The following is an 18862-nucleotide window of genomic DNA, read 5'->3' as shown; positions in this document are numbered from 1 at the left end:
AATGCCGGTTTCATTTATCCAGGCATGCGATAACATGGCTTGATGTCTTGTCTTTTTGGTATTGTTAAACCCTGAAGATCGCCGGACATCGGAGGGGCGATAAATAAAAAATCGATACGGTTTCTTGTGACAAACTTTGTCAGCGCGGTATCAAAAATCTGCCAAATTTCCTCACTTTTCCCGGCGCCGATCAAACAAAAGCCGCGATTTTCCACTGGCACAGACATTGCTCTATCCCCCTGTGTAGTGAAGCCCCCTTTTTATTAACCGGAGAAACAAATGAAATCGATGAAAATGATTAAACGTGCCCAGCGCGGTTTTACCCTGATCGAATTGATGATCGTCGTGGCGATCATCGGTATCCTGGCTGCCGTGGCAATTCCTCAGTATCAGGACTACACAATGCGCGCCAAACTGTCTAACGTGGCAGCTGGTGTTGGTCCTATCGAACTGGCGATGTCCGAATTCTTCCAGACCAATGGTTCGTTCCCGGATACCAATGCCCTCACTGCAGCTGGAATCAAACTCATTGCAACTAAGGAAGCAACATATACGATAACTAGCGGTCCTACAGCAACTACTGGTGAAATTACCGCGACATTTAACGATGTCCTCGGTACTAATGTCCCAAAGAATGCGACAATTAAATTTTCGTCAACTCCTAATCAAGGCGATACAGCCATTAAATGGGAGGCAAAGGCAAGTGCTGATATCACCAACAATGCTGCACTCAACTATATTAAAACCAAATTGAGCGGTTCCTAATATCATTTAGCGATATATCCATGGTGGATGGCTGAAGCTTTAGCCTTTTTCATGATAAAGCCCCTCTTGTGAGGGGCTTTTTTCTGTCGGTTTGGTTTTAAGAACAAAGAAGTATAGGAATATATTCGGCCATTTTTTCTATCGAAAAATGAGCCGAATGCTTCAAAGGAACAAGACCGGAAATCGTGGCGAGCCACTTCCGGTCATCTGGCGGTAAGTGCCAGGGCAAATGGAGTTGAGAAAAATTGAAACGGATTGACACAAGCGTCGCGATATTTGTTTTGCTCGGCCTGGCATGTTCAATGCCATTCATCCAGCCGTTCCATGGCGCGCCGATTTCTTCGTTATTTGCCGAATGGCAGTCGTTTTTATGGCTGTGGGCTGCGCTAATCGTCGCCTGCTTTCACGGGGATGGTCCGCGCCAGGCCGCGATAATACCAATGATTTCCATCGCCGGGAGCCTCTTGCTAGCATTTGCAGCGATGCAAATGCTCGTCTGGCCGCCAGAGTATCTGCAGCAACTGCTTTTACCCATATGTTACTTCGTTAGCTTGTGTGCAGTGGTCCAATTGGGATACTGGCTGCGCCAACGCCATCTGGTCGAGCGTTGTTTGGCATGGCTTGGGTTTTTCCTGGCGTTTGGCGCTGCTTACACCGTGGTGGCGCAGTTCATGCAGTTGTTGTGGCCGGATTTTTCCCACATGCCTTTCTTGATGGCGAGGCTTCCCCGCCATGACCTCTACGGCAATATCGGGCAAGCCAGTCACGCAGCCACGTATTTGGCGATCGGCTGGGCCGCAGCCCATTATTTGTTATCGCGCGGCAGCTTGCAGCTGAAGGCATATCTGCCTTTTGTGTTTTTCCTGTTTGCCGGCATCATATTGACCGGCCAGCGCAGCGGTTTTATCTATGTCGTGTGCTTAAGCATCCTGTTCTGGCGCTTTCCAATGAATGGCAAGGCCGCGCCTGGCTCCAGCCGCCGTTCGGTATGGCTCTGCGCCATACCGTTTGTGTACCTGCTGCAGGGTTATCTGATGCGCACGGCGCTTCATTGGCCGGTAATGGATATTACTTCGGCCGCGCGAGGGTTGAACAGCAGCTGGAATGCGCATCTGAAGTTGTTGCAGGTCGGCTGGTCGGTGTTTTTAGAAGCGCCGTGGTTTGGCGTGGGCTGGGGGCGCCTGGGTTCCTACGAGTTCCTGAGAGCAGATATCTTGCCAGTGAACCATGTCCATAATATTGTCTTGCAGCTGCTCGCCGAAACCGGCATTTTTTTCACGGCCGCATTACTGTCTGTTATCGTTTTATGGTTGCTGAGGCTGCTGAAGTTTCCAGCGTCGCCTGAAAAACTATTTGTACTGGGTGTTGTGATTGTTCTCAGCCTGGACAGTTTGGCGGACTCTCCGCTCTGGTACGCCTATTTTTTGCTGCCGCTTGGTGTGTTCGCCGGGATGTTTGAGACAAAGGCTGTACGCTTGAAATTTCCTTCGAGGTTGACCGAAGTATTAGTCAAGGCCATGGGCCTGGTTGCAGCAGGGATCTTGTTTTATGCATTTTTTGAAGCCATCTACGTGACCGACCTGTATGGTAGAAGAAGTACCGCCATTTATTCGAGGAGCCTGCACGCAGCGGAGCTGAAAGAAATTGCGCAAATGCCAAGCCGGATCTTTCTTGAGCCTTATACCGACTATATAGACAGCACCGGGCGCGTTCTGGGCACCGATAATCTGTCGGAAAACATGGCACTCAATCAACGCTTGCTGAATACTTCGGTGAATAGCGTAGTGATTACCCGTCAAAGCATCTATCAGGCGCTGGCAGGCAATGAGGCAGAAGCAAAGGTAACTTTTCTGAGGATGCAAAAAACATTTCCGGACCAGGCGCCTGAAATGCTTGATATGGTCAAGCTTGCCGCCAGCCACGCCAACAACGAAAATCTGGCAGGGTTTTCAAAATGGGTCACAGAGGCCGCGTTAAAAAAATAAGAAGATTTGCCGATTTTTCAAAGGACCCGATGTGACAGGTATTCAGGCTACACAGGTTGCGCCGGCGGCTGGTTCGCCCAGGCCATCTGTTTCAATATTGGCGGTCCTTGTTGCCGCAGTCGGCCCGTTGTGGCCTTTTGCCTTGGCAAATGGCGCTGGTTATCATGATAACCAGCGCATCCTCGAAATTTTATGCTTGGTCTTGTCTGGCCTGTTCGGCGCGGCCGTCTTGATTTTGTACCGTCGCGAAAGAATCCGGCGCTTATGGAATACGCGCATGATGTTTCTCTTGGCGCTGTTCTTTGGGTTTGGCCTAGTCTCCAGCATTGTCGCCTATTCGCCGCGCCACGCTTTGTTCGAATGGGCCAATTTTTTATCGCTGGCGGTCATGTCTCTGCTGATCGCATCCGAAATCCGTACCAAGGGCGACGCCTTGCTGGACAAGATACTGCTCTTGTGCGGCCTCGGATGCGCACTCTATATTTTCCTGGAGATCATCACCTATATCGCGGTGATCAATACCGGCGGCCAGCCAAAGCTGGAAGTGCTGGTTCTCGGTTTCGATAATTATCGCTTCCTTAATCATGTCCAGACCGCTACCTTGCCGCTCCTGGGATTGTTGGCGATTCGTAGCAATGATGCAAAGAGGAGAATATTTTCCTGGGCCGTCATTTCAATATGGTGGGCGCTCCTTTTCGTCACGGCCGGGCGCGGCACTTTTATCGGCATGCTGGCCGGCGTGATTGTGACCGCGATATTCCTGCGGAAAGAGGCTGTGCGCTGGTGCAAGGTGATGCTGTATTCAGCGTTGCTCGGACTTGGCGTGTATCTGCTGCTTTATGTGCTGATCCCCGTCACGCTTGGCTTGCAGCCATTCGGACTCCTGTTCTCCCTGGTTGACCGAAGCATGGAGAACCCCGGTTCTGGTCGCTGGTCGCTGTGGGTACGAGCATGGGAAATCATAGCGGCACATCCATGGCTGGGAGCAGGACCTTTGCATTTTGCTCATTTCGGACGCACTGTGCAAAATGGCGCGCACCCGCATAACTGGATACTGCAGATCGCCTGCGAATGGGGCATTCCGGCCTTTCTTTGCCTGGCTGCTGCCCTCGCTTTGGCTTTTAAGAAATTGCTGGCGACACGCCGGTACCCGGCTTTGGCGGATGGAAGAAATCAACTGATACTTGCAGCATGGCTGACCGGTGGAGTGGCTATCCTGGTAGATGGATTGGTGTCGGGCCTGTTCGTGATGCCTAGCAGCCAGTTGTGGATTGCCTTGTATATCGGTTGTGCGTGGGGCTGGATCTGTTCGGTTGGGCCGGCGCAAGCCGAGGCGACAATGCGCTTGTCTGTCGCGATGCGAGCAGGCGGCGCAATTGGCGTGCTGGTATTGATCTGGCTGCTTGGCAATGGATTGTGGCCGGAAATCCGTAACCTGTCTTTGTATGAAGAGCAAAGTCTGCAGAAAGAGCTTTATCCCGGTCCGGTGCTGCGTCCGCGGATCTGGCTGGGCGGCTATTTCTGACGATGGGAGAGACAGCTGCGATTCATGATCCGGCTGTCCAATCTCCTGACTTCCCGCCGTGTTTTTCCATTACCCGCACATTGGTAATCACCATTCCCCGGTCCACCGCCTTGCACATGTCATAAATAGTCAATAGTCCAATCTGGACCGCAGTCAACGCCTCCATCTCCACTCCAGTCTTGCCCACAGTCTCAGCCTGCGCATTGCAAGTAATGCTACTGTCCGCGTCATCAACGCTGAAGTCGACCGTAACCCGCGTCAGCGCCAACGGATGGCACAGCGGGATCAGGTCGCTGGTGCGTTTGGTCGCCATGATGGCGGCGATGCGGGCAATTCCCAGCACGTCGCCTTTTTTTGCAGTTCCCGACTGTATCAGTGCCAATGTCTCGGCCTTCATGCGGATGCAGCCGCTGGCGACGGCGATGCGGTGGGTGTCGTTTTTGCCGCCGACATCGACCATGTGAGCCTGGCCTGTCTGGTCAAAGTGGGTCAGCTTGTCGGATACAGGGGTTTTATTGGTCATGGCGGTATTTTCTGTAGATGATGCAGTCGCTGGTCGAATTTTGCAGGCTGTCGGTACATGCCGACGGTGGAACAATTGTCCTCTGTTAGTATCATAGCATCGTGATTTTGGCTCCACCCAGTACTCAATGAATCGATCATTGCAAATACCCAGGCGAATATTGCTTGCCGCGCTCATCAGCGCTTGCTGCGTGCTGCCGGCGAAACTTGCATTTGCGGTGCAAAACCTGCCCACCCTGGGCGACACCTCGCGCGAATCGCTGTCGCCGCTGATGGAGCGCAAGCTCGGCGAGGAGGTAATGCACGATATCCGTCGCGATCCTGATTACCTGAATGATGCGCCGCTGCTGGAATACCTGAACAATTTCGGCTGGACCCTGGTTAACGCCCGGCCCGAGGTGCGGGGCGAAGCGGGGTTTGATTTTTTCTTCTTTGCGGTGCGCGATCCGGTCTTGAATGCGTTTGCCTTGCCGGGCGGTTTTATCGGCGTTCATTCCGGCTTGCTGCTGGCGGCGCAGAGTGAATCGGAGCTGGCTTCGGTGCTCGCGCATGAAATCGGCCATGTGGCGCAGCGCCATATCGCGCGCATGGTGGGTAGCCAGAAGCAGGATTCGATGATCGCGCTGGCGTCCATGCTGCTGGGAGCGCTGGCGATGCGCGGCAGCGGCGATGCCGGTGCGGCGGTGATGATGGGCGGCACCGGGCTGGCGATGCAGCGGCAGTTGAACTTCAGCCGCGATGCTGAGCGTGAGGCGGATCGGATCGGGCTGTCGATCCTGGATTCCGGCGGTTTCGATACCAGCGGCATGGTGGCTTTTTTCGGGCGCATGCAGACCGCTTCCCGCAATTATTCGGATGTGGTTCCACCATATCTGCTGACGCACCCGCTGACCACCGAGCGGATTGCCGACATCGAGGCCCGGATCCGCGAGCAGCGTTACCGGCAGCGCGCCGATAGTCTGGATTTCCAGCTGATACGCGCTCGCGTGCGGGTGCTGCAGGATGATACCGAACAGGGCCGGCGCGATGCCCAGATCGTATTCGATGCGCAGCTGCAGCTGAATACCAAGCAGCAGATTGTTGCGGCTAAATATGGCATGGCTTTCCTGGCGTTCAAGCAGGGCGCTTACGACAAGGCCGAGGATTTGCTGCAGCAGGCCGTGGCGGCGGCTTTGCCGGCGAAGCAGAGCCTGGTGCTGACGGACCTGGGCGTTGAGATCATGCTGGCCAGCAAACGCGAGGCGGAAGCCTTGAAACTGGTGCAGCAGGGACAGCTCCAGTATCCCCTGTCGCGCGGGCTGGCGCATCAGTATGCGCGGGCGCTGATTGCTTCCAAGAGACTGGACGACGCTATCAAATATTTGCGTGAGCAGGCCCGGCTGTATCGCCAGGATGCGGATGTGCAGGATCTGCTGGCCCAGGCCTATTCGGCGCAGGGCAAGCGGGCGTTGCAGCATATGGCTTTGGCAGAATCTTATGTGTTGACCGGGAGTGTGCCGGCGGCGCTGGATCAGTTGCGGATTGCGCGGAATTCGGGGGATGCGGGGTTTTATGACCAGTCTATGATTGATGCGCGGGAAAGGGAGTTGCAGGAGCGGTGGAAAGAGGAGTTGGCTGCATCCAAAGAGCGTTGATGTGCGGGCGTGTGCTCCGTGGTCCGTTAAATGGGGTCAGAGTAATTTTCGCAAAGGACCGCGAAAAAAAACTCTGACCCCATTTAACTACACCTGGCGGGGGTGTTGGGTAAAACCGAAATGGGTGGCGATATTTTTCGTGGCGATATGTGTGACGGGTAATGTTGTTCCTGATTTTTGCCAGGTCAGGGTTTGCTGCGGCGCCGCTATCCAGTCGAGCAGGGCTTCATCGCTGATGGTGTTTCCGTCCATGCGCAAATCGGCCAGGCATTGCGCCAGGTCACGGTCGTCGACCGCAGCGAGCTGGCCTGGGGCGATCAGCAGCAGCTGGCCTTGTTCGGTCATCATGACGGATTCGACAGTGGCCATCGCTGCACCGGTTTGCAAGACAAAACCCTGCATCGGGTCGGTGTGGGCGATGTAGGGGGTCAGTTCGAGGTCGACATACACGCGCTGCGGGCCGTTCTGGAAATACCAGCAGCCGTTTTCATCCGCGCCATAGTTGCGGTTGATGAAGCCCACCAGCGCCGTATGCATGATCTTGTCGCCGGGCAGCTTGTGGCGCTGCGCCTGTTCGTCGCGCATGCGCCAGGCGCCGCGCGCGTCCAGCGCCAGCCAGCCGTAGCAGTGGGGGACGTTGGGCCACTTTTGCATGGCTTGGGCGACGATCTGGTCCATCCTTAGTTGTCCTGCAAAAAACGCAGCATGCGCTGCGGCAGCCAGTCGAGCCGGCCGGGCGGGCCGCCGGTGGCGAAGCCGACATGGCCGCCTTGTTCAGGATATTCCAGGGTGACGCTGGCGGCGGCCTTGGGCGGCAAGTGCTGGGGCGGCAGGAAGGGGTCGTTGCGGGCGTTCAGTACCAGCGTCGGCAGCGTGATGTCGTTGATCACCAGTTTGGCGCTGGCGCGATGCCAATAGTCGTCGGTGTCGCGGAAGCCGTGCAGCGGCGCGGTGACGATATTGTCGAACTCGTACAGGTTGCGTGCGCCCAGCATTTTTTCGCGGTCGAACAGGCGCGGGAATTGCTGCAGCTTGTCGAGCGACTTGCTTTTCATGGTGCGCAGGAAGGAGCGCGTGTAGACCATGTTGAAGCCGCGCGACAGGGCCGCGCCGCCGCCGGCCAGGTCGAGCGGCGCGGAAATCGCGCAGGCGGCGTCGACGATTTCGGCCTGGTGCTGGGATTCGCCGAGCCAGCGCAGCAGCGCATTGCCGCCCAGCGAAACGCCGGTCGCGTAGAGTTTTCCAAATTGTTTAGTTGTGCGGCTGGCGACCAGGCGGCGCAATATCCAGTCGACCTCTTCGGCATCGCCGGAATGGTAAAAACGCGGCGCCTGGTTGATTTCGCCGGAGCAGCCGCGAAAATGCGGCACCGCTCCGGACCAGCCCAGCGTACTCAGTTGCGCCATCAGGGCGCGGCTGTAATGGCTGCCGGACGAACCTTCCAGGCCGTGGAACAGCACCACTAGCGGCTGTCCCGGCTTGCCGTCGACAAAATCGATGTCGATGAAATCGCCGTCTGGCGTATCCCAGCGTTCGCGCCTGAACGCGACTGCCGGCTTGCTGATGCAGGTGGCCGGGTAAATGGTTTGCAGATGGCCACCCGGCAGCCATAGCGGCGCGGGGTAGGAGCTAAGTGAGGCAGCAGCAGGCATACAAAATCTTCAGTGTGGTTCGTTCAATGCAGGGTGGCGCTGGAAGTGGTTTCTTCCGGCGCTGCTCCCGGCGCGACCGAGGCGTGGTGCAGCACGATGCGCCAGCCGCGCGGCGTCTTCATATAGATGTTGGTTGCCAGGATATGCATTTCCCGGTCGGATTCGCTGGCCTGGTGCAGCTCTTCCACCAGGTTATGGATGCTGGTCGACATATTATGCGTCACGTGCAGCTGGCGCGCACGGATGTGCACGCCGCCGCGCTCGAACAGGCTTTCGAAAGCGGCCCTGATCGCGGCATGGCCATGCAGCCGCGTCGCGTTCGGATGGATGCAGACGATTTCGTCGTCGTCCGCCCATAGCGCCATCATGGCCTCGATATCGGCGCGGCTCATGGCGTCGTAAAAAGCGGTTTCGGTTTCTTCGGCCGAGCCGTGCATGAATTTGACGTGCGGCATATCGCCTCCGTGCTCAAACTGTTGAACGAATTGTCACCACGAATTGTAACCATACCTTGCTGCCATCAAAAAAGGGAGCCAGGCTCCCTTTTGTCATCAGTGGCCCTTGACCACCGCGCCCGGTTTCAGCCGGTACTGCGTGCCGCAGTAGGGGCATTTGGCGTTGCCGCTGCTCTTGTCGAATTCCAGAAACACGCGCGGATGCGAAGACCATAACGGCATTGCCGGATTAGGGCAATGCGCCGGCAGGTCCTTGCCGTCGAGTTCAACCGGGGTTTGCGTATTTGCTGCCGAATTTGCTACTGTAGTCATCTGTTTCTCCAAATTTGCTTCTACTTAACTTGCAACCAAGTGATGTTGGCGCTAGCTTATTTTCCGACAACGGTAAGCCAGTGCCGATATTTGTCCGACTTGCCTGCCACCACATCGAAAAACATGGTTTGCATTTTTTCGGTGATTGGGCCGCGCTTGCCTTCGCCGATGGCGCGGTTGTCGAGTTCGCGGATAGGCGTGATTTCCGCCGCGGTGCCGGTAAAGAAGGCTTCGTCGCTGCAATACACCTCATCGCGGGTGATGCGTTTCTCGATCACCTCGATGCCGCTGTCGCGCGCCATGGTCAGCACCGCATCGCGCGTGATGCCGTCCAGGCAGGAGGCCAGGTCGGGCGTGTAGATCTTGCCGTTCTTGACGATGAACACGTTTTCGCCGGAACCTTCCGATACATAACCGTCGGTATCCAGCAGCAGCGCTTCGTCGTAGCCGTCGGTCAGCGCTTCCTGGTTGGCCAGGATGGAATTGATGTAATAACCGCTGGCCTTGGCGCGCACCAGCGACACATTGACGTGGTGGCGGCTGAACGAGGAAGTCTTGACGCGGATGCCTTTGGCCAGCCCGTCTTCGCCCAGGTAGGCGCCCCACGGCCAGGCTGCGATGGCGACATGCACGGTGTTGCCCTTGGCCGCGATGCCGAGTTTTTCCGAGCCGATCCAGATCAGCGGCCGCATGTAGCAGGATTCCAGCTGGTTTTCGCGCACCACCTGGATTTGAGCGTCAATCAGGGTTTGCAGGTCGTAAGGCACCTGCATCTGGAAGATCTTGGCAGAATTCAGCAGGCGTTGGGTATGTTCCTTCAGGCGGAAAATCGCTGGACCCTGCTCTGTCTTGTAGGCGCGCACGCCTTCGAAGACTGCCATGCCGTAGTGCAGCGAATGCGTCAGGACGTGGATATTGGCGTCGCGCCAGTCGATCAGTTTGCCGTCTTTCCAGATCTTGCCGTCGCGGTCGTCCATGGACATGTTTAAATCTCCGGTGAATAGAATTGCCTGATAAACAATGAGACTGCGAATGAGATTGCGGCCCTTATTGACCTGTCATCGCTCATTGCCGATCTTGGGTGCATTCTTGGGTATAAAGTGACATTTTAACGGATTCGACGCAGCCTACTCTGTAGAATATTGGTCTCGGCGCTTGTGTTTTGAGACCCGCCATGCGCCGAAAACGGTGTTTTGACAGAGCCTGCTGGAGTAAAATAGCGACTTTTCCTCCCTGATATTGCCTGATCGACATGAAATTCAATCGACTTAGCGACCTGATCGCGCAACACCAGCTGCAAGGCAAGCGCGTGTTTATCCGTGCTGACCTCAATGTGCCGCAAGACGCGGCAGGCAATATTACTGAAGATACGCGCGTGCGCGCTTCGGTGCCGGCGATTCGCCAGGCGCTGGATGCAGGCGCCGCGGTGATGGTGACGTCGCATCTGGGACGGCCGACCGAAGGCGAATTCAAGCCGGAAGATTCGCTGGCGCCTATCGCCAAGCGCCTGGCGGAACTGCTGGGCCAGCCGGTTGAATTGCGCCAGAACTGGGTCGACGGCGTGGAAGTGGCGCCGGGCCAGGTGGTGCTGCTGGAAAATTGCCGGGTCAACAAGGGCGAGAAAAAGAATAGCGACGAGCTGGCGCAAAAGATCGCCAAGCTCTGCGATATTTATGTCAACGACGCGTTCGGCACCGCCCATCGGGCCGAGGCCACCACGCACGGCATCGCCAAGTTTGCGCCGATTGCCTGCGCCGGCCCTTTGCTGGCCGCCGAACTGGACGCCCTGGGCAAGGCCCTGAACCAGCCGGCACGGCCGCTGGTGGCGATCGTTGCCGGCTCCAAGGTGTCGAGCAAGCTGACCATATTAAAAGCGCTGGCCGACAAGGTCGACAACCTGATCGTCGGCGGCGGCATCGCCAATACCTTTTTGCTGGCAAGCGGCCTGAAAATCGGCAAATCGCTGGCGGAACCGGACCTGGTCGAGGAAGCCAAAGCCATTATCGACATGATGGCCAAGCGCGGCGCCTCGGTGCCGATTCCGGTCGACGTGGTGTGCGCCAAGGAGTTTTCGCCGACGGCGACAGCACAGGTCAAGGATGTGGCCGATGTGGCTGACGACGACCTGATCCTGGACATCGGTCCGAAAACCGCGGCGACGCTGGCGGCGCAAATCGCCCAGGCCGGCACCGTGGTCTGGAACGGCCCGGTCGGCGTGTTCGAGTTCGACCAGTTCGGCGAAGGCACCAAGACCCTGGCGCTGGCCATCGCCAACTCCAAGGCCTTCTCGATTGCCGGCGGCGGCGATACGCTGGCCGCGATCGCCAAGTACAAGATTACCGACAAGATCGGCTACATCTCCACCGGCGGCGGCGCTTTCCTGGAATTCCTGGAAGGCAAGACCTTGCCGGCGGTCGAGATCCTGTTGCAGCGCGCCACCGGCTAAGTTTGACCCGGTTTTACCCGGGAATCGGACAGCTGGTTGCACAACCAACTGTCCAGCGGTTTGTTCATGAAGTACTGAAAGGTTGTCCATGCAAAGAGCTACCAAGATCGTCGCCACTATCGGACCTGCATCGAGCGATGCTGACACACTGGCGCGGATGTTCGTCGCCGGGGTCGATGTGGTGCGCCTGAATTTTTCGCATGGCAAGGCGCAGGACCATATCGACCGCGCCAAGCTGGTGCGGGAAATAGCGGCAGCCTGCGGCAAGCAGGTGGCCATCATGGCCGACCTGCAGGGGCCGAAGATCCGGGTCGGCAAGTTCGAGCAAGGCAAGATCGAGTTGAAGAATGGCGAAAAATTCATTCTCGACGCCGATTGCGGCATGGGCAACCAGGAACGCGTCGGCCTCGATTACAAGGCGTTGCCGCGTGACCTGAAACCGGCTGACGTATTGTTGCTCAACGATGGCTTGATCGTGTTGGTCGTTGAAAGAATCCTCGGCAATGAGATCCACACCATCGTCAAGATCGGCGGCGAACTGTCCAATAACAAGGGCATCAACCGCCAGGGCGGCGGTTTGACGGCGCCGGCGCTGACCGCCAAGGACATGGAAGACATCAAGACCGCCATGAGTTTCCAGGCCGATTATGTGGCCGTGTCGTTTCCGAAGAACGCCACCGACATGGAAATGGCGCGCCAGCTGGCCAATGTGGCCGGCGAAGCCTACGACCACAAGCCGATGATGATCGCCAAGATCGAACGCGCCGAAGCGATCCCGGTATTGCAGGAAATTCTCGATGCCTCCGACGGCATCATGGTGGCGCGCGGCGACCTGGCGGTGGAAGTCGGCAACGCCGCCGTGCCGGCGCTGCAGAAGCGCATGATCAAGATGGCGCGCATTTCCAACAAGCTGACCATCACCGCGACCCAGATGATGGAATCGATGATCGTCAATGCGGTGCCGACCCGGGCCGAAGTGTCCGACGTCGCCAACGCCGTGCTGGATGGCACCGACGCCGTGATGACTTCCGCCGAAACTGCCTCCGGCAAATATCCGGTAGAGACGGTGGAAGCGATGTCGGCGATCTGCCTGGAAGCCGAAAAATCGGAAGACTGCAAGCTCGACGCCGATTTCCTGAATGTCCAGTTCACCCGCGTCGACCAGTCGATCGCCTACGGCGCCCTGTTTACCGCCCATCACCTGCGGGTCAAGGCGATTGCGGCGCTGACCGAATCCGGCTCGACGCCGCTGTGGATGAGCCGGCACAATATCGATATCCCCATCTGCGCCATCACCCCGAGCATCGCCACCCAGCGCAAGGCTGCCTTGTACCGCAATGTGCAAACCTTCGAGCTGGCCAAGTCGATCGACCGCGAAGAGGTGTTGAAGGCTGCGCAGAATTTGCTGCTGGCTAATGGCGTAGTGCAACTTGGCGACCTGGTGGTTGTCACATGGGGCGAGCCGATGGGACAGATCGGCGGCACCAATGCGCTGAAGATCATGAAGATTGGCGAGTATTGAATTCGTTGGAGCAGAATCGGCACGCTGCGCCGCAGTGCGTAATGCATTGTGGCATTGTGCATGGCGCGCGGCCTGAACGCTGTTCCATTACAGGTTTTTATTATCGGAGTACATCATGCCTCTAGTATCCATGCGTCAATTGCTGGACCACGCAGCTGAAAACAGCTATGGCCTGCCTGCTTTCAACGTCAACAACCTGGAACAAGTCACTGCCATCATGCAGGCCGCCGATGAAGCCGGCGCGCCGGTCATCATGCAGGCTTCGGCCGGCGCCCGCAAATATGCCGGCGAGGCGTTCTTGCGCCACCTGATCGAAGCGGCGGTCGAAGCTTTCCCGCACATTCCCGTGGTGATGCACCAGGACCACGGGCAGTCGCCAGCGGTCTGCATGGCGGCGATCAAGTCCGGCTTCACTTCGGTGATGATGGACGGCTCGCTGATGGAAGACGGCAAATCGGTCGCCAGCTACGAATACAACGTCGAAGTATCGCGCAAGGTGGTCGAGTTCTCGCACGCGATCGGCGTCACCGTGGAAGCGGAACTGGGCGTGCTCGGTTCTCTGGAAACCATGATGGGCGACAAGGAAGACGGCCACGGCGCCGACGGCAAGATGACCCGCGAGCAGCTGCTGACCGACGTCTCGCAGGCAGCCGACTTCGTCAAGCAGACCCAGTGCGATGCGCTGGCGATTGCGATCGGCACTTCGCACGGCGCTTACAAGTTCTCGCGCAAGCCGACCGGCGACATCCTGGCGATCGAGCGCATCAAGGAAATCCATACCCGCATTCCTAACACCCACCTGGTGATGCACGGCTCCTCCTCGGTGCCGCAGGAACTGCTGGCGGAAATCCGCGAATTCGGCGGCGACATGAAAGAAACCTACGGCGTGCCGGTGGAAGAAATCCAGGAAGGGATACGCCACGGCGTGCGCAAGATCAATATCGATACCGACATCCGGCTGGCGATGACCGGCGCGATCCGCCGTTATCTGATCGAGAATCCAAGCAAGTTCGATCCGCGCGATTACCTCAAGCCGGCGCGCGAAGCCGCCAAGGCTGTGGTGAAAGCCCGTTTCCTGGCGTTCGGCTGCGAAGGCCAGGCCGCCAAGATCAAGCCGGTTTCGCTGGAAAAGATTGCAGAGAAATACAAGAAGGGCGAACTGGCGCAGATCGTCCAGTAACAGATAGATGTTGTAATCGCGTCCGGTACTGCCGGGCGCAATAACTTACCAGCTTGCGGGATGGCGCTTTAGCCGTCCGGCGGCTGGTTTTCTGACTTATGGAATAACCATGACTAGCCTCTACCAATCCACCATTACTTCCCTGCCGTTGCTGGGTCGCGGCAAGGTGCGCGAAAACTATGCAGTCGGCGAGGACAAGATCCTGATCGTGACCTCGGACCGGCTGTCGGCTTTCGACGTCATCATGAACCAGCCGATACCCGGCAAGGGCAAGGTCTTGAACCGCATGTCCGACTTCTGGTTCGACAAGCTGGCGGCGATTGTCCCCAACCATCTGACCGGGATAACGCCGGAATCGGTGGTGGCGGGCGACGAGGTCGAGCAGGTGCGGGGCCGTGCGGTGGTGGCGAAACGCTTGCAGCCGATCATGGTCGAGGCGGTAGTGCGTGGTTATATCATCGGTTCGGGCTGGAAAGATTACCAGGCAACCGGCGCCATCTGCGGCATCAGCCTGCCGGCGGGTTTGCAGCAGGCAGCCAAGCTGGCTGAGCCGATTTTCACGCCGGCGGCCAAGGCCGAAATGGGCGAGCATGACGAGAACATCAGTTTTGCCGACATGGAAGCGCGCATCGGCAAGGAACTGGCGGAAAAGATCCGCAGCATCAGTATCGAACTGTACAAGACCGCAGCCGACTATGCAGCTACGCGCGGCATCATCATCGCCGACACCAAATTCGAATTCGGCCTCGACCAGGACGGCGTCTTGCACCTGATGGATGAAGTGCTGACCGCCGATTCGTCGCGTTTCTGGCCGGCGTCCAGCTACCAGGTCGGCATTTCGCCGCCGTCGTTCGACAAGCAGTTCGTGCGCGACTACCTGGAAACCGTCACCAGCTGGAACAAGACCGCGCCGGCGCCGACCTTGCCGCAGGAAGTCATCGAAAAAACCGGCGCCAAATATCGCGAAGCGCTGTTCAGCCTGACCGGCGAAACACTGAAGGATTGATGATGAGCAAGGATAGCCAGCCTGCCGGCAAGCCGATCATCGGCATCGTCATGGGATCGTCCTCGGATTGGGAGGTGATGCAGCATGCCGTCGCCATCCTGACCGAGTTCGGCGTCGCGCATGAGGCGCAAGTGATCTCGGCGCACCGCATGCCGGACCAGATGTTCGCCTATGCCGAATCTGCACGCGAGCGCGGCTTGTGCGCCATCATCGCCGGCGCCGGCGGCGCTGCCCACCTGCCAGGCATGATTGCCGCCAAGACCATCGTGCCGGTGCTGGGCGTGCCGGTGCCGTCCAAATACCTGCGCGGCGAGGATTCCTTGCTGTCCATCGTGCAGATGCCGAAGGGCATTCCGGTTGCGACTTACGCCATCGGCGAAGCCGGCGCGGCCAACGCCGCTTTGTCGGCGATCGCCATGCTGGCCACTACCGACAATGCGCTGGCCGCCAAACTGCTGGCGTTCCGCGCCAAACAGACGCAAATTGCCCTTGATATGAAGTTGCCTCCGGTATGAGTGGTATGGAAGAAAAAGCGCAAGATTCGACAGAACCAATGGTCCACGCCACCCCGCCCACTACCACCCCGGCCACCTGGCTGGGCGTGATGGGCGGCGGCCAGCTGGGCCGCATGTTTACCCACGAAGCGCAAGCCATGGGTTACAAGGTGGCGGTGCTGGAACCGGAGCAGGATTGCCCGACCGGCCATGTCGCCGATCGTCATTTCCTGGCCGACTACAGCGATGAAGTCGCCTTGACCGAGATGGCCAGCTTGTGCGCGGCGGTGACCACCGAGTTTGAAAACGTCGCCGCCGATAGCCTGGCGATCCTGGCGCGCAGCAGTTTTGTCGCGCCTGCCGCCGCCTCGGTCTCGGTAGCCCAAGACCGCATGGTGGAAAAGCGCTTCTTTACCGAATGCGCCAAAACCTCCACGGTACTGCCGGCGCCGCATCACCTGATTGAATCGGCAGCGGATATCGAGGCTATCCCGGTCGACTTGTTGCCCGGCATCCTGAAAACGGTGCGGCTCGGTTACGACGGCAAGGGACAGGCGCGGGTGCGCAGCCTGGACGAAGTGCGCCAGGCGTTTGCCGGCATGAACGGCGTTGCCTGCGTGCTGGAAAAGATGCTGCCGCTGGCCTATGAGGTTTCTGTGCTGGTGGTGCGCGGCGTCGACGGCAAGGCCGCGGTATATCCGATTGCCGAAAACGTGCATCGCGACGGCATCCTGTTTACCACCACGGTGCCCGGCCCGAACGTCTGCGGTGAAACCGCCGAGCGCGCCCAGCGTGCGGCGCTGGCCATCATCGGCCAGCTGAATTATGTCGGCGTGCTGTGCATCGAGTTTTTTGTCTTGCAGGACGGTTCGCTGGTGGTCAACGAAATGGCGCCGCGTCCGCACAACAGCGGCCACTACACCATGGATGCCTGCGTCACCAGCCAGTTCGCGCAGCAAGTCCGCGCCATGGCGCGCATGCCTCTGGGCGACACTCGCCAGCATTCGCCGGCGGTGATGCTGAATATCCTGGGTGACGTCTGGTTCGAGGGGGATGACAGCCAGCAAGCGCGCGAACCGGCATGGGACAAGATCCTGGCCTTGCCGGCGGCGCATTTGCATTTGTACGGCAAGGCGCAGCCGCGCCGCGCGCGCAAGATGGGGCATATCACCTTTATCGCCGCGACCATGGCGGAAGCACAGCAACAACTGGCGCAGGCTTGCGCTATCCTCGGCATCGCTCCATAAATGGAATCGCCGGTCATCGATCTGCAGGCAATCCGGCTGGCAGCGCGCAAGCTGGAAGCCGGCGCGCTGGTCGCATTTCCTACCGAAACGGTGTACGGACTGGGCGCCGATGCCGAGAACGCGGCGGCGGTGGCCAGCATCTACGCCGCCAAAGGACGCCCGTCCAACCATCCGGTGATCGTCCATGTCGCGCCGGAAGCGGACATCGCTTACTGGGTAGAGTCGGTGCCGCCGCAGGCGCAAGCGCTGATTGCTGCTTTCTGGCCGGGACCGCTGACGCTGATCTTGCCGCGCGCCGCCCATATCCCGGACCAGGTGTCGGGCGGTCAAAGCTCGGTCGGCTTGCGTTGCCCGTCGCATCCGGTGGCGCAGGCCTTGCTGCGCGAGTTCAAGGGTGGCAAGGGCGGCATCGCCGGTCCTTCGGCCAACAAGTTCGGCCATGTCAGTCCGACCACGGCGCAGCACGTGCGCGACGAATTCGATACCGAAGGCGACAGTCCGATCGCCTGCATCCTGGACGGCGGCCAGAGCGAAGTCGGCATCGAGTCGACCATCATCGATTTATCCCGCATCGCTGCGCATGGACCGGTGCTGCTGCGGCCCGGCCATATCAGCGCCGCACAAATCGGCGCAGTGCTGGGTGTCGCGGTGCAAGCCGCCGACGCCGCCGCTCCGCGCGCTTCAGGCACGCTGGAGTCGCACTATGCGCCGCGCACCCCGGTGCTGCTGGTGCCTTCGGCGCAGCTGGCCGGTATCCTGCAGCAAATGCACCAGGCCGGGCAGAACCTGGCGCTGATCAGTTATTCTGCGCCAGCTGCTGGCATGCCACCCTTGGCGGCACAATTTCCGATGACCGCCGAGGCCCAGGCCTATGCCCACGATCTTTATGCGGCGCTGCGCAATATGGATCATGCAGCGGCCGACCTGATAGTGGTTGAAGCACCGCCGTCCGGCCTGGCCTGGCAGGGTGTCAACGACCGTTTACGCCGTGCCGCGCACGATTCCTCTGCCGTCCTGGCGGGTTTCAAAAAATAATTTGAGGTAAAAAAGCTACAACTATAGTCAAATGATTCTAAAGCTGGCATAGTGTAAAAAAAAGAATAGCACGCGCGTTCTTTTCGAGGGCAAAAGCAAAGATATCCGGAAATCACGGATACGCCGATTCTGGTAAATGCAGTCGAATAAGAGAGCGTTGTCTGGTTAGGCCAGAGCCGAAAAACGCCAAAAAAATGGGTTTGTACTGTATTCGCTGCAGGCAAAAATCCCGCTACTAAAAATGAAGTGTAACTTGGAGAAGACATATGAAAAAACCATTCAACGTATTGCCGAAACTGGCTGCGCTGTCCGTACTGGCAGCATGCGCGGCTCCCGCCATGGCGCAGCAGGCTGGCGATAATGTCGTCAATCTCGGCTGGGCGCACATCGGACTGAACCAGTCCAGCGAGCCGCTGAAGCTCGGGACCATCACAGTGCCAAACAGCGGCGCGCATGTTTCCAACGCCGATACCGCCATCCTGCAGATGACCCACTTCTTTACCGACAATATCGCTGTCACTGCGGATCTGGGCATCCCGCCGAAATTCAAGCTGAGCGGCGAGGGTTCCCTCAAAGGCCTGGGCCAGCTCGGTACGGCAACACAATGGAGCCCTGCGATCCTGGCGAAATATTATTTCGGCGACGCTAACAGCCAGTTCCGTCCCTATGTCGGCGCCGGTGCTGCATACGTTTGGTATTCGAATATCAAGCTGACCAGCAGCCTGACGGGACTGCTTGCCGGCGGCGATGCCGGTGCTTCAACCAGCGCCGACCTGAGCAGCTCTTTCGTGCCAGTCGCGAACGTCGGTATTGCCTATAATTTCGACAAGAACTGGTCCGCCAACTTCTCCCTGTCGTATGTCCCGCTGGACACCAAGGCTGACCTGAGCACCCATCACAGCGATGGAACAACCACCCACGCCACTACCAAAATCACTCTGAATCCTTTGGTTTCGGTGCTGACTGTCGGCTACAAGTTCTAAATCATCAGACAAGCGCTGGATAAGGTTTGTATTAAATGCCCTGCATAGCCAGGGCATTTTTTTGCCTGCGCGGATCGCATATGAGATTCTGTATATCTA

The 18862-nt window shown here is 58.2% G+C and carries 20 protein-coding genes; 12 read left to right on the top strand and 8 right to left on the bottom strand.

The window, feature by feature from the left end; all coding sequences use genetic code 11:
• Positions 1-14 precede the first annotated feature (14 nt).
• On the bottom strand, positions 15-227 hold the full coding sequence (locus CFU_RS24695) for a hypothetical protein (RefSeq protein WP_148264902.1): 213 nt from the start codon (positions 225-227) through the stop codon (positions 15-17).
• Positions 228-279: 52 nt separating this feature from the next.
• On the opposite strand from CFU_RS24695, the gene CFU_RS25430 reads away from it, so the two are divergent.
• Positions 280-765, top strand: coding sequence for a pilin (locus CFU_RS25430; RefSeq protein WP_014007773.1), 486 nt, complete (start codon positions 280-282; stop codon positions 763-765).
• Positions 766-862: 97 nt separating this feature from the next.
• Here CFU_RS25430 and CFU_RS25295 read toward each other — a convergent pair whose 3' ends face one another.
• On the bottom strand, positions 863-1078 hold the full coding sequence (locus CFU_RS25295) for a hypothetical protein (RefSeq protein WP_238531350.1): 216 nt from the start codon (positions 1076-1078) through the stop codon (positions 863-865).
• On the opposite strand from CFU_RS25295, the gene CFU_RS19805 reads away from it, so the two are divergent.
• Both CFU_RS19805 and CFU_RS19800 read left to right on the top strand, forming a co-directional pair.
• Positions 1068-2750, top strand: coding sequence for a PglL family O-oligosaccharyltransferase (locus CFU_RS19805; protein ID WP_041742511.1), 1683 nt, complete (start codon positions 1068-1070; stop codon positions 2748-2750). The two genes, CFU_RS25295 and CFU_RS19805, sit on opposite strands and share 11 nt — an antisense overlap.
• 31 nt (positions 2751-2781) lie before the next feature.
• Positions 2782-4275 (top strand): O-antigen ligase family protein, encoded by a 1494-nt coding sequence (locus CFU_RS19800; RefSeq protein WP_014007771.1) that lies wholly within the window; start codon positions 2782-2784, stop codon positions 4273-4275.
• 22 nt (positions 4276-4297) lie between these two features.
• Here the strand turns inward: CFU_RS19800 and moaC are convergent, their stop codons facing one another.
• The gene (gene moaC, locus CFU_RS19795; protein WP_041742508.1) at positions 4298-4798 is read right to left on the bottom strand and encodes a cyclic pyranopterin monophosphate synthase MoaC; all 501 of its coding nucleotides are present in this window, start codon (positions 4796-4798) and stop codon (positions 4298-4300) included.
• Positions 4799-4925: 127 nt separating this feature from the next.
• Here moaC and CFU_RS19790 point away from each other — a divergent pair, with 127 nt between their 5' ends.
• Positions 4926-6431, top strand: coding sequence for a M48 family metalloprotease (locus CFU_RS19790; RefSeq protein WP_014007770.1), 1506 nt, complete (start codon positions 4926-4928; stop codon positions 6429-6431).
• 87 nt (positions 6432-6518) lie between these two features.
• On the opposite strand, the gene CFU_RS19785 is transcribed toward CFU_RS19790, so the two are convergent.
• The 5 genes from CFU_RS19785 to CFU_RS19765 all read right to left on the bottom strand — a co-directional run bounded on the left by CFU_RS19785 (position 6519) and on the right by CFU_RS19765 (position 9833).
• A complete protein-coding gene (locus CFU_RS19785) occupies positions 6519-7109 on the bottom strand; it encodes a DUF2946 family protein (RefSeq protein WP_014007769.1) in 591 nt (196 codons plus the stop codon).
• 2 nt (positions 7110-7111) lie between these two features.
• Positions 7112-8083, bottom strand: coding sequence for a YheT family hydrolase (locus CFU_RS19780; protein WP_014007768.1), 972 nt, complete (start codon positions 8081-8083; stop codon positions 7112-7114).
• A 23-nt stretch (positions 8084-8106) separates the two neighbouring features.
• Positions 8107-8538, bottom strand: coding sequence for a YybH family protein (locus tag CFU_RS19775; RefSeq protein WP_014007767.1), 432 nt, complete (start codon positions 8536-8538; stop codon positions 8107-8109).
• A 96-nt stretch (positions 8539-8634) separates the two neighbouring features.
• Positions 8635-8850, bottom strand: a complete 216-nt coding sequence (locus CFU_RS19770) for a zinc-finger domain-containing protein (protein ID WP_041742506.1) — start codon at positions 8848-8850, stop codon at positions 8635-8637.
• A gap of 56 nt (positions 8851-8906) precedes the next feature.
• On the bottom strand, positions 8907-9833 hold the full coding sequence (locus CFU_RS19765) for a branched-chain amino acid transaminase (protein WP_014007765.1): 927 nt from the start codon (positions 9831-9833) through the stop codon (positions 8907-8909).
• A 269-nt stretch (positions 9834-10102) separates the two neighbouring features.
• Between CFU_RS19765 and CFU_RS19760 the strand changes: the two genes are divergently transcribed.
• The 8 genes from CFU_RS19760 to CFU_RS19725 all read left to right on the top strand — a co-directional run bounded on the left by CFU_RS19760 (position 10103) and on the right by CFU_RS19725 (position 18763).
• Positions 10103-11296, top strand: a complete 1194-nt coding sequence (locus CFU_RS19760; protein ID WP_014007764.1) for a phosphoglycerate kinase — start codon at positions 10103-10105, stop codon at positions 11294-11296.
• Positions 11297-11384: 88 nt separating this feature from the next.
• Positions 11385-12818 carry a pyruvate kinase gene (gene pyk, locus CFU_RS19755; protein WP_041742504.1) on the top strand — a complete coding sequence of 478 codons (1434 nt, stop codon included), beginning with the start codon at positions 11385-11387 and terminating at the stop codon, positions 12816-12818.
• Between the two features lie 115 nt (positions 12819-12933).
• Positions 12934-13998: a class II fructose-bisphosphate aldolase gene (gene fba / locus CFU_RS19750; RefSeq protein WP_014007762.1), complete on the top strand. Its 1065-nt coding sequence runs from the start codon at positions 12934-12936 to the stop codon at positions 13996-13998.
• A gap of 109 nt (positions 13999-14107) precedes the next feature.
• Positions 14108-15004, top strand: coding sequence for a phosphoribosylaminoimidazolesuccinocarboxamide synthase (locus tag CFU_RS19745; RefSeq protein WP_014007761.1), 897 nt, complete (start codon positions 14108-14110; stop codon positions 15002-15004).
• A complete protein-coding gene (purE, locus tag CFU_RS19740; RefSeq protein WP_190275184.1) occupies positions 15004-15519 on the top strand; it encodes a 5-(carboxyamino)imidazole ribonucleotide mutase in 516 nt (171 codons plus the stop codon). Before CFU_RS19745 ends, purE begins: the two co-directional genes overlap by 1 nt.
• Before the next feature lie 38 nt (positions 15520-15557).
• The gene (locus CFU_RS19735) at positions 15558-16745 is read left to right on the top strand and encodes a 5-(carboxyamino)imidazole ribonucleotide synthase (protein ID WP_238531349.1); all 1188 of its coding nucleotides are present in this window, start codon (positions 15558-15560) and stop codon (positions 16743-16745) included.
• Positions 16746-17780 (top strand): L-threonylcarbamoyladenylate synthase, encoded by a 1035-nt coding sequence (locus tag CFU_RS19730; protein ID WP_014007758.1) that lies wholly within the window; start codon positions 16746-16748, stop codon positions 17778-17780.
• Positions 17781-18046: 266 nt separating this feature from the next.
• Positions 18047-18763 (top strand): OmpW/AlkL family protein, encoded by a 717-nt coding sequence (locus tag CFU_RS19725; protein WP_014007757.1) that lies wholly within the window; start codon positions 18047-18049, stop codon positions 18761-18763.
• Positions 18764-18862: the final 99 nt, after the last annotated feature.

It is taken from the genome of Collimonas fungivorans Ter331 (genome assembly GCF_000221045.1).
Classification (GTDB): domain Bacteria; phylum Pseudomonadota; class Gammaproteobacteria; order Burkholderiales; family Burkholderiaceae_D; genus Collimonas; species Collimonas fungivorans_A.
This window is presented reverse-complemented; position numbering and strand designations above follow the sequence as displayed.

Excerpts from the sequence above, each read along its gene's own strand:
- pyk (WP_041742504.1), top strand. The coding sequence starts at position 11,385 with ATGCAAAGAGCTACCAAGATCGTCGCCACTATCGGACCTGCATCGAGC.
- moaC (WP_041742508.1), bottom strand. The coding sequence starts at position 4,798 with ATGACCAATAAAACCCCTGTATCCGACAAGCTGACCCACTTTGACCAG.
- CFU_RS25295 (WP_238531350.1), bottom strand. The coding sequence starts at position 1,078 with ATGAATGGCATTGAACATGCCAGGCCGAGCAAAACAAATATCGCGACG.
- CFU_RS19785 (WP_014007769.1), bottom strand. The coding sequence starts at position 7,109 with ATGGACCAGATCGTCGCCCAAGCCATGCAAAAGTGGCCCAACGTCCCC.
- CFU_RS19725 (WP_014007757.1), top strand. The coding sequence starts at position 18,047 with ATGAAAAAACCATTCAACGTATTGCCGAAACTGGCTGCGCTGTCCGTA.
- CFU_RS25430 (WP_014007773.1), top strand. The coding sequence starts at position 280 with ATGAAATCGATGAAAATGATTAAACGTGCCCAGCGCGGTTTTACCCTG.
- CFU_RS19735 (WP_238531349.1), top strand. The coding sequence starts at position 15,558 with ATGGTCCACGCCACCCCGCCCACTACCACCCCGGCCACCTGGCTGGGC.
- CFU_RS19745 (WP_014007761.1), top strand. The coding sequence starts at position 14,108 with ATGACTAGCCTCTACCAATCCACCATTACTTCCCTGCCGTTGCTGGGT.
- CFU_RS19790 (WP_014007770.1), top strand. The coding sequence starts at position 4,926 with ATGAATCGATCATTGCAAATACCCAGGCGAATATTGCTTGCCGCGCTC.
- CFU_RS19775 (WP_014007767.1), bottom strand. The coding sequence starts at position 8,538 with ATGCCGCACGTCAAATTCATGCACGGCTCGGCCGAAGAAACCGAAACC.
- CFU_RS19805 (WP_041742511.1), top strand. The coding sequence starts at position 1,068 with ATGCCATTCATCCAGCCGTTCCATGGCGCGCCGATTTCTTCGTTATTT.
- purE (WP_190275184.1), top strand. The coding sequence starts at position 15,004 with ATGATGAGCAAGGATAGCCAGCCTGCCGGCAAGCCGATCATCGGCATC.
- fba (WP_014007762.1), top strand. The coding sequence starts at position 12,934 with ATGCCTCTAGTATCCATGCGTCAATTGCTGGACCACGCAGCTGAAAAC.
- CFU_RS24695 (WP_148264902.1), bottom strand. The coding sequence starts at position 227 with ATGTCTGTGCCAGTGGAAAATCGCGGCTTTTGTTTGATCGGCGCCGGG.
- CFU_RS19730 (WP_014007758.1), top strand. The coding sequence starts at position 16,746 with ATGGAATCGCCGGTCATCGATCTGCAGGCAATCCGGCTGGCAGCGCGC.
- CFU_RS19780 (WP_014007768.1), bottom strand. The coding sequence starts at position 8,083 with ATGCCTGCTGCTGCCTCACTTAGCTCCTACCCCGCGCCGCTATGGCTG.
- CFU_RS19765 (WP_014007765.1), bottom strand. The coding sequence starts at position 9,833 with ATGTCCATGGACGACCGCGACGGCAAGATCTGGAAAGACGGCAAACTG.
- CFU_RS19770 (WP_041742506.1), bottom strand. The coding sequence starts at position 8,850 with ATGACTACAGTAGCAAATTCGGCAGCAAATACGCAAACCCCGGTTGAA.
- CFU_RS19760 (WP_014007764.1), top strand. The coding sequence starts at position 10,103 with ATGAAATTCAATCGACTTAGCGACCTGATCGCGCAACACCAGCTGCAA.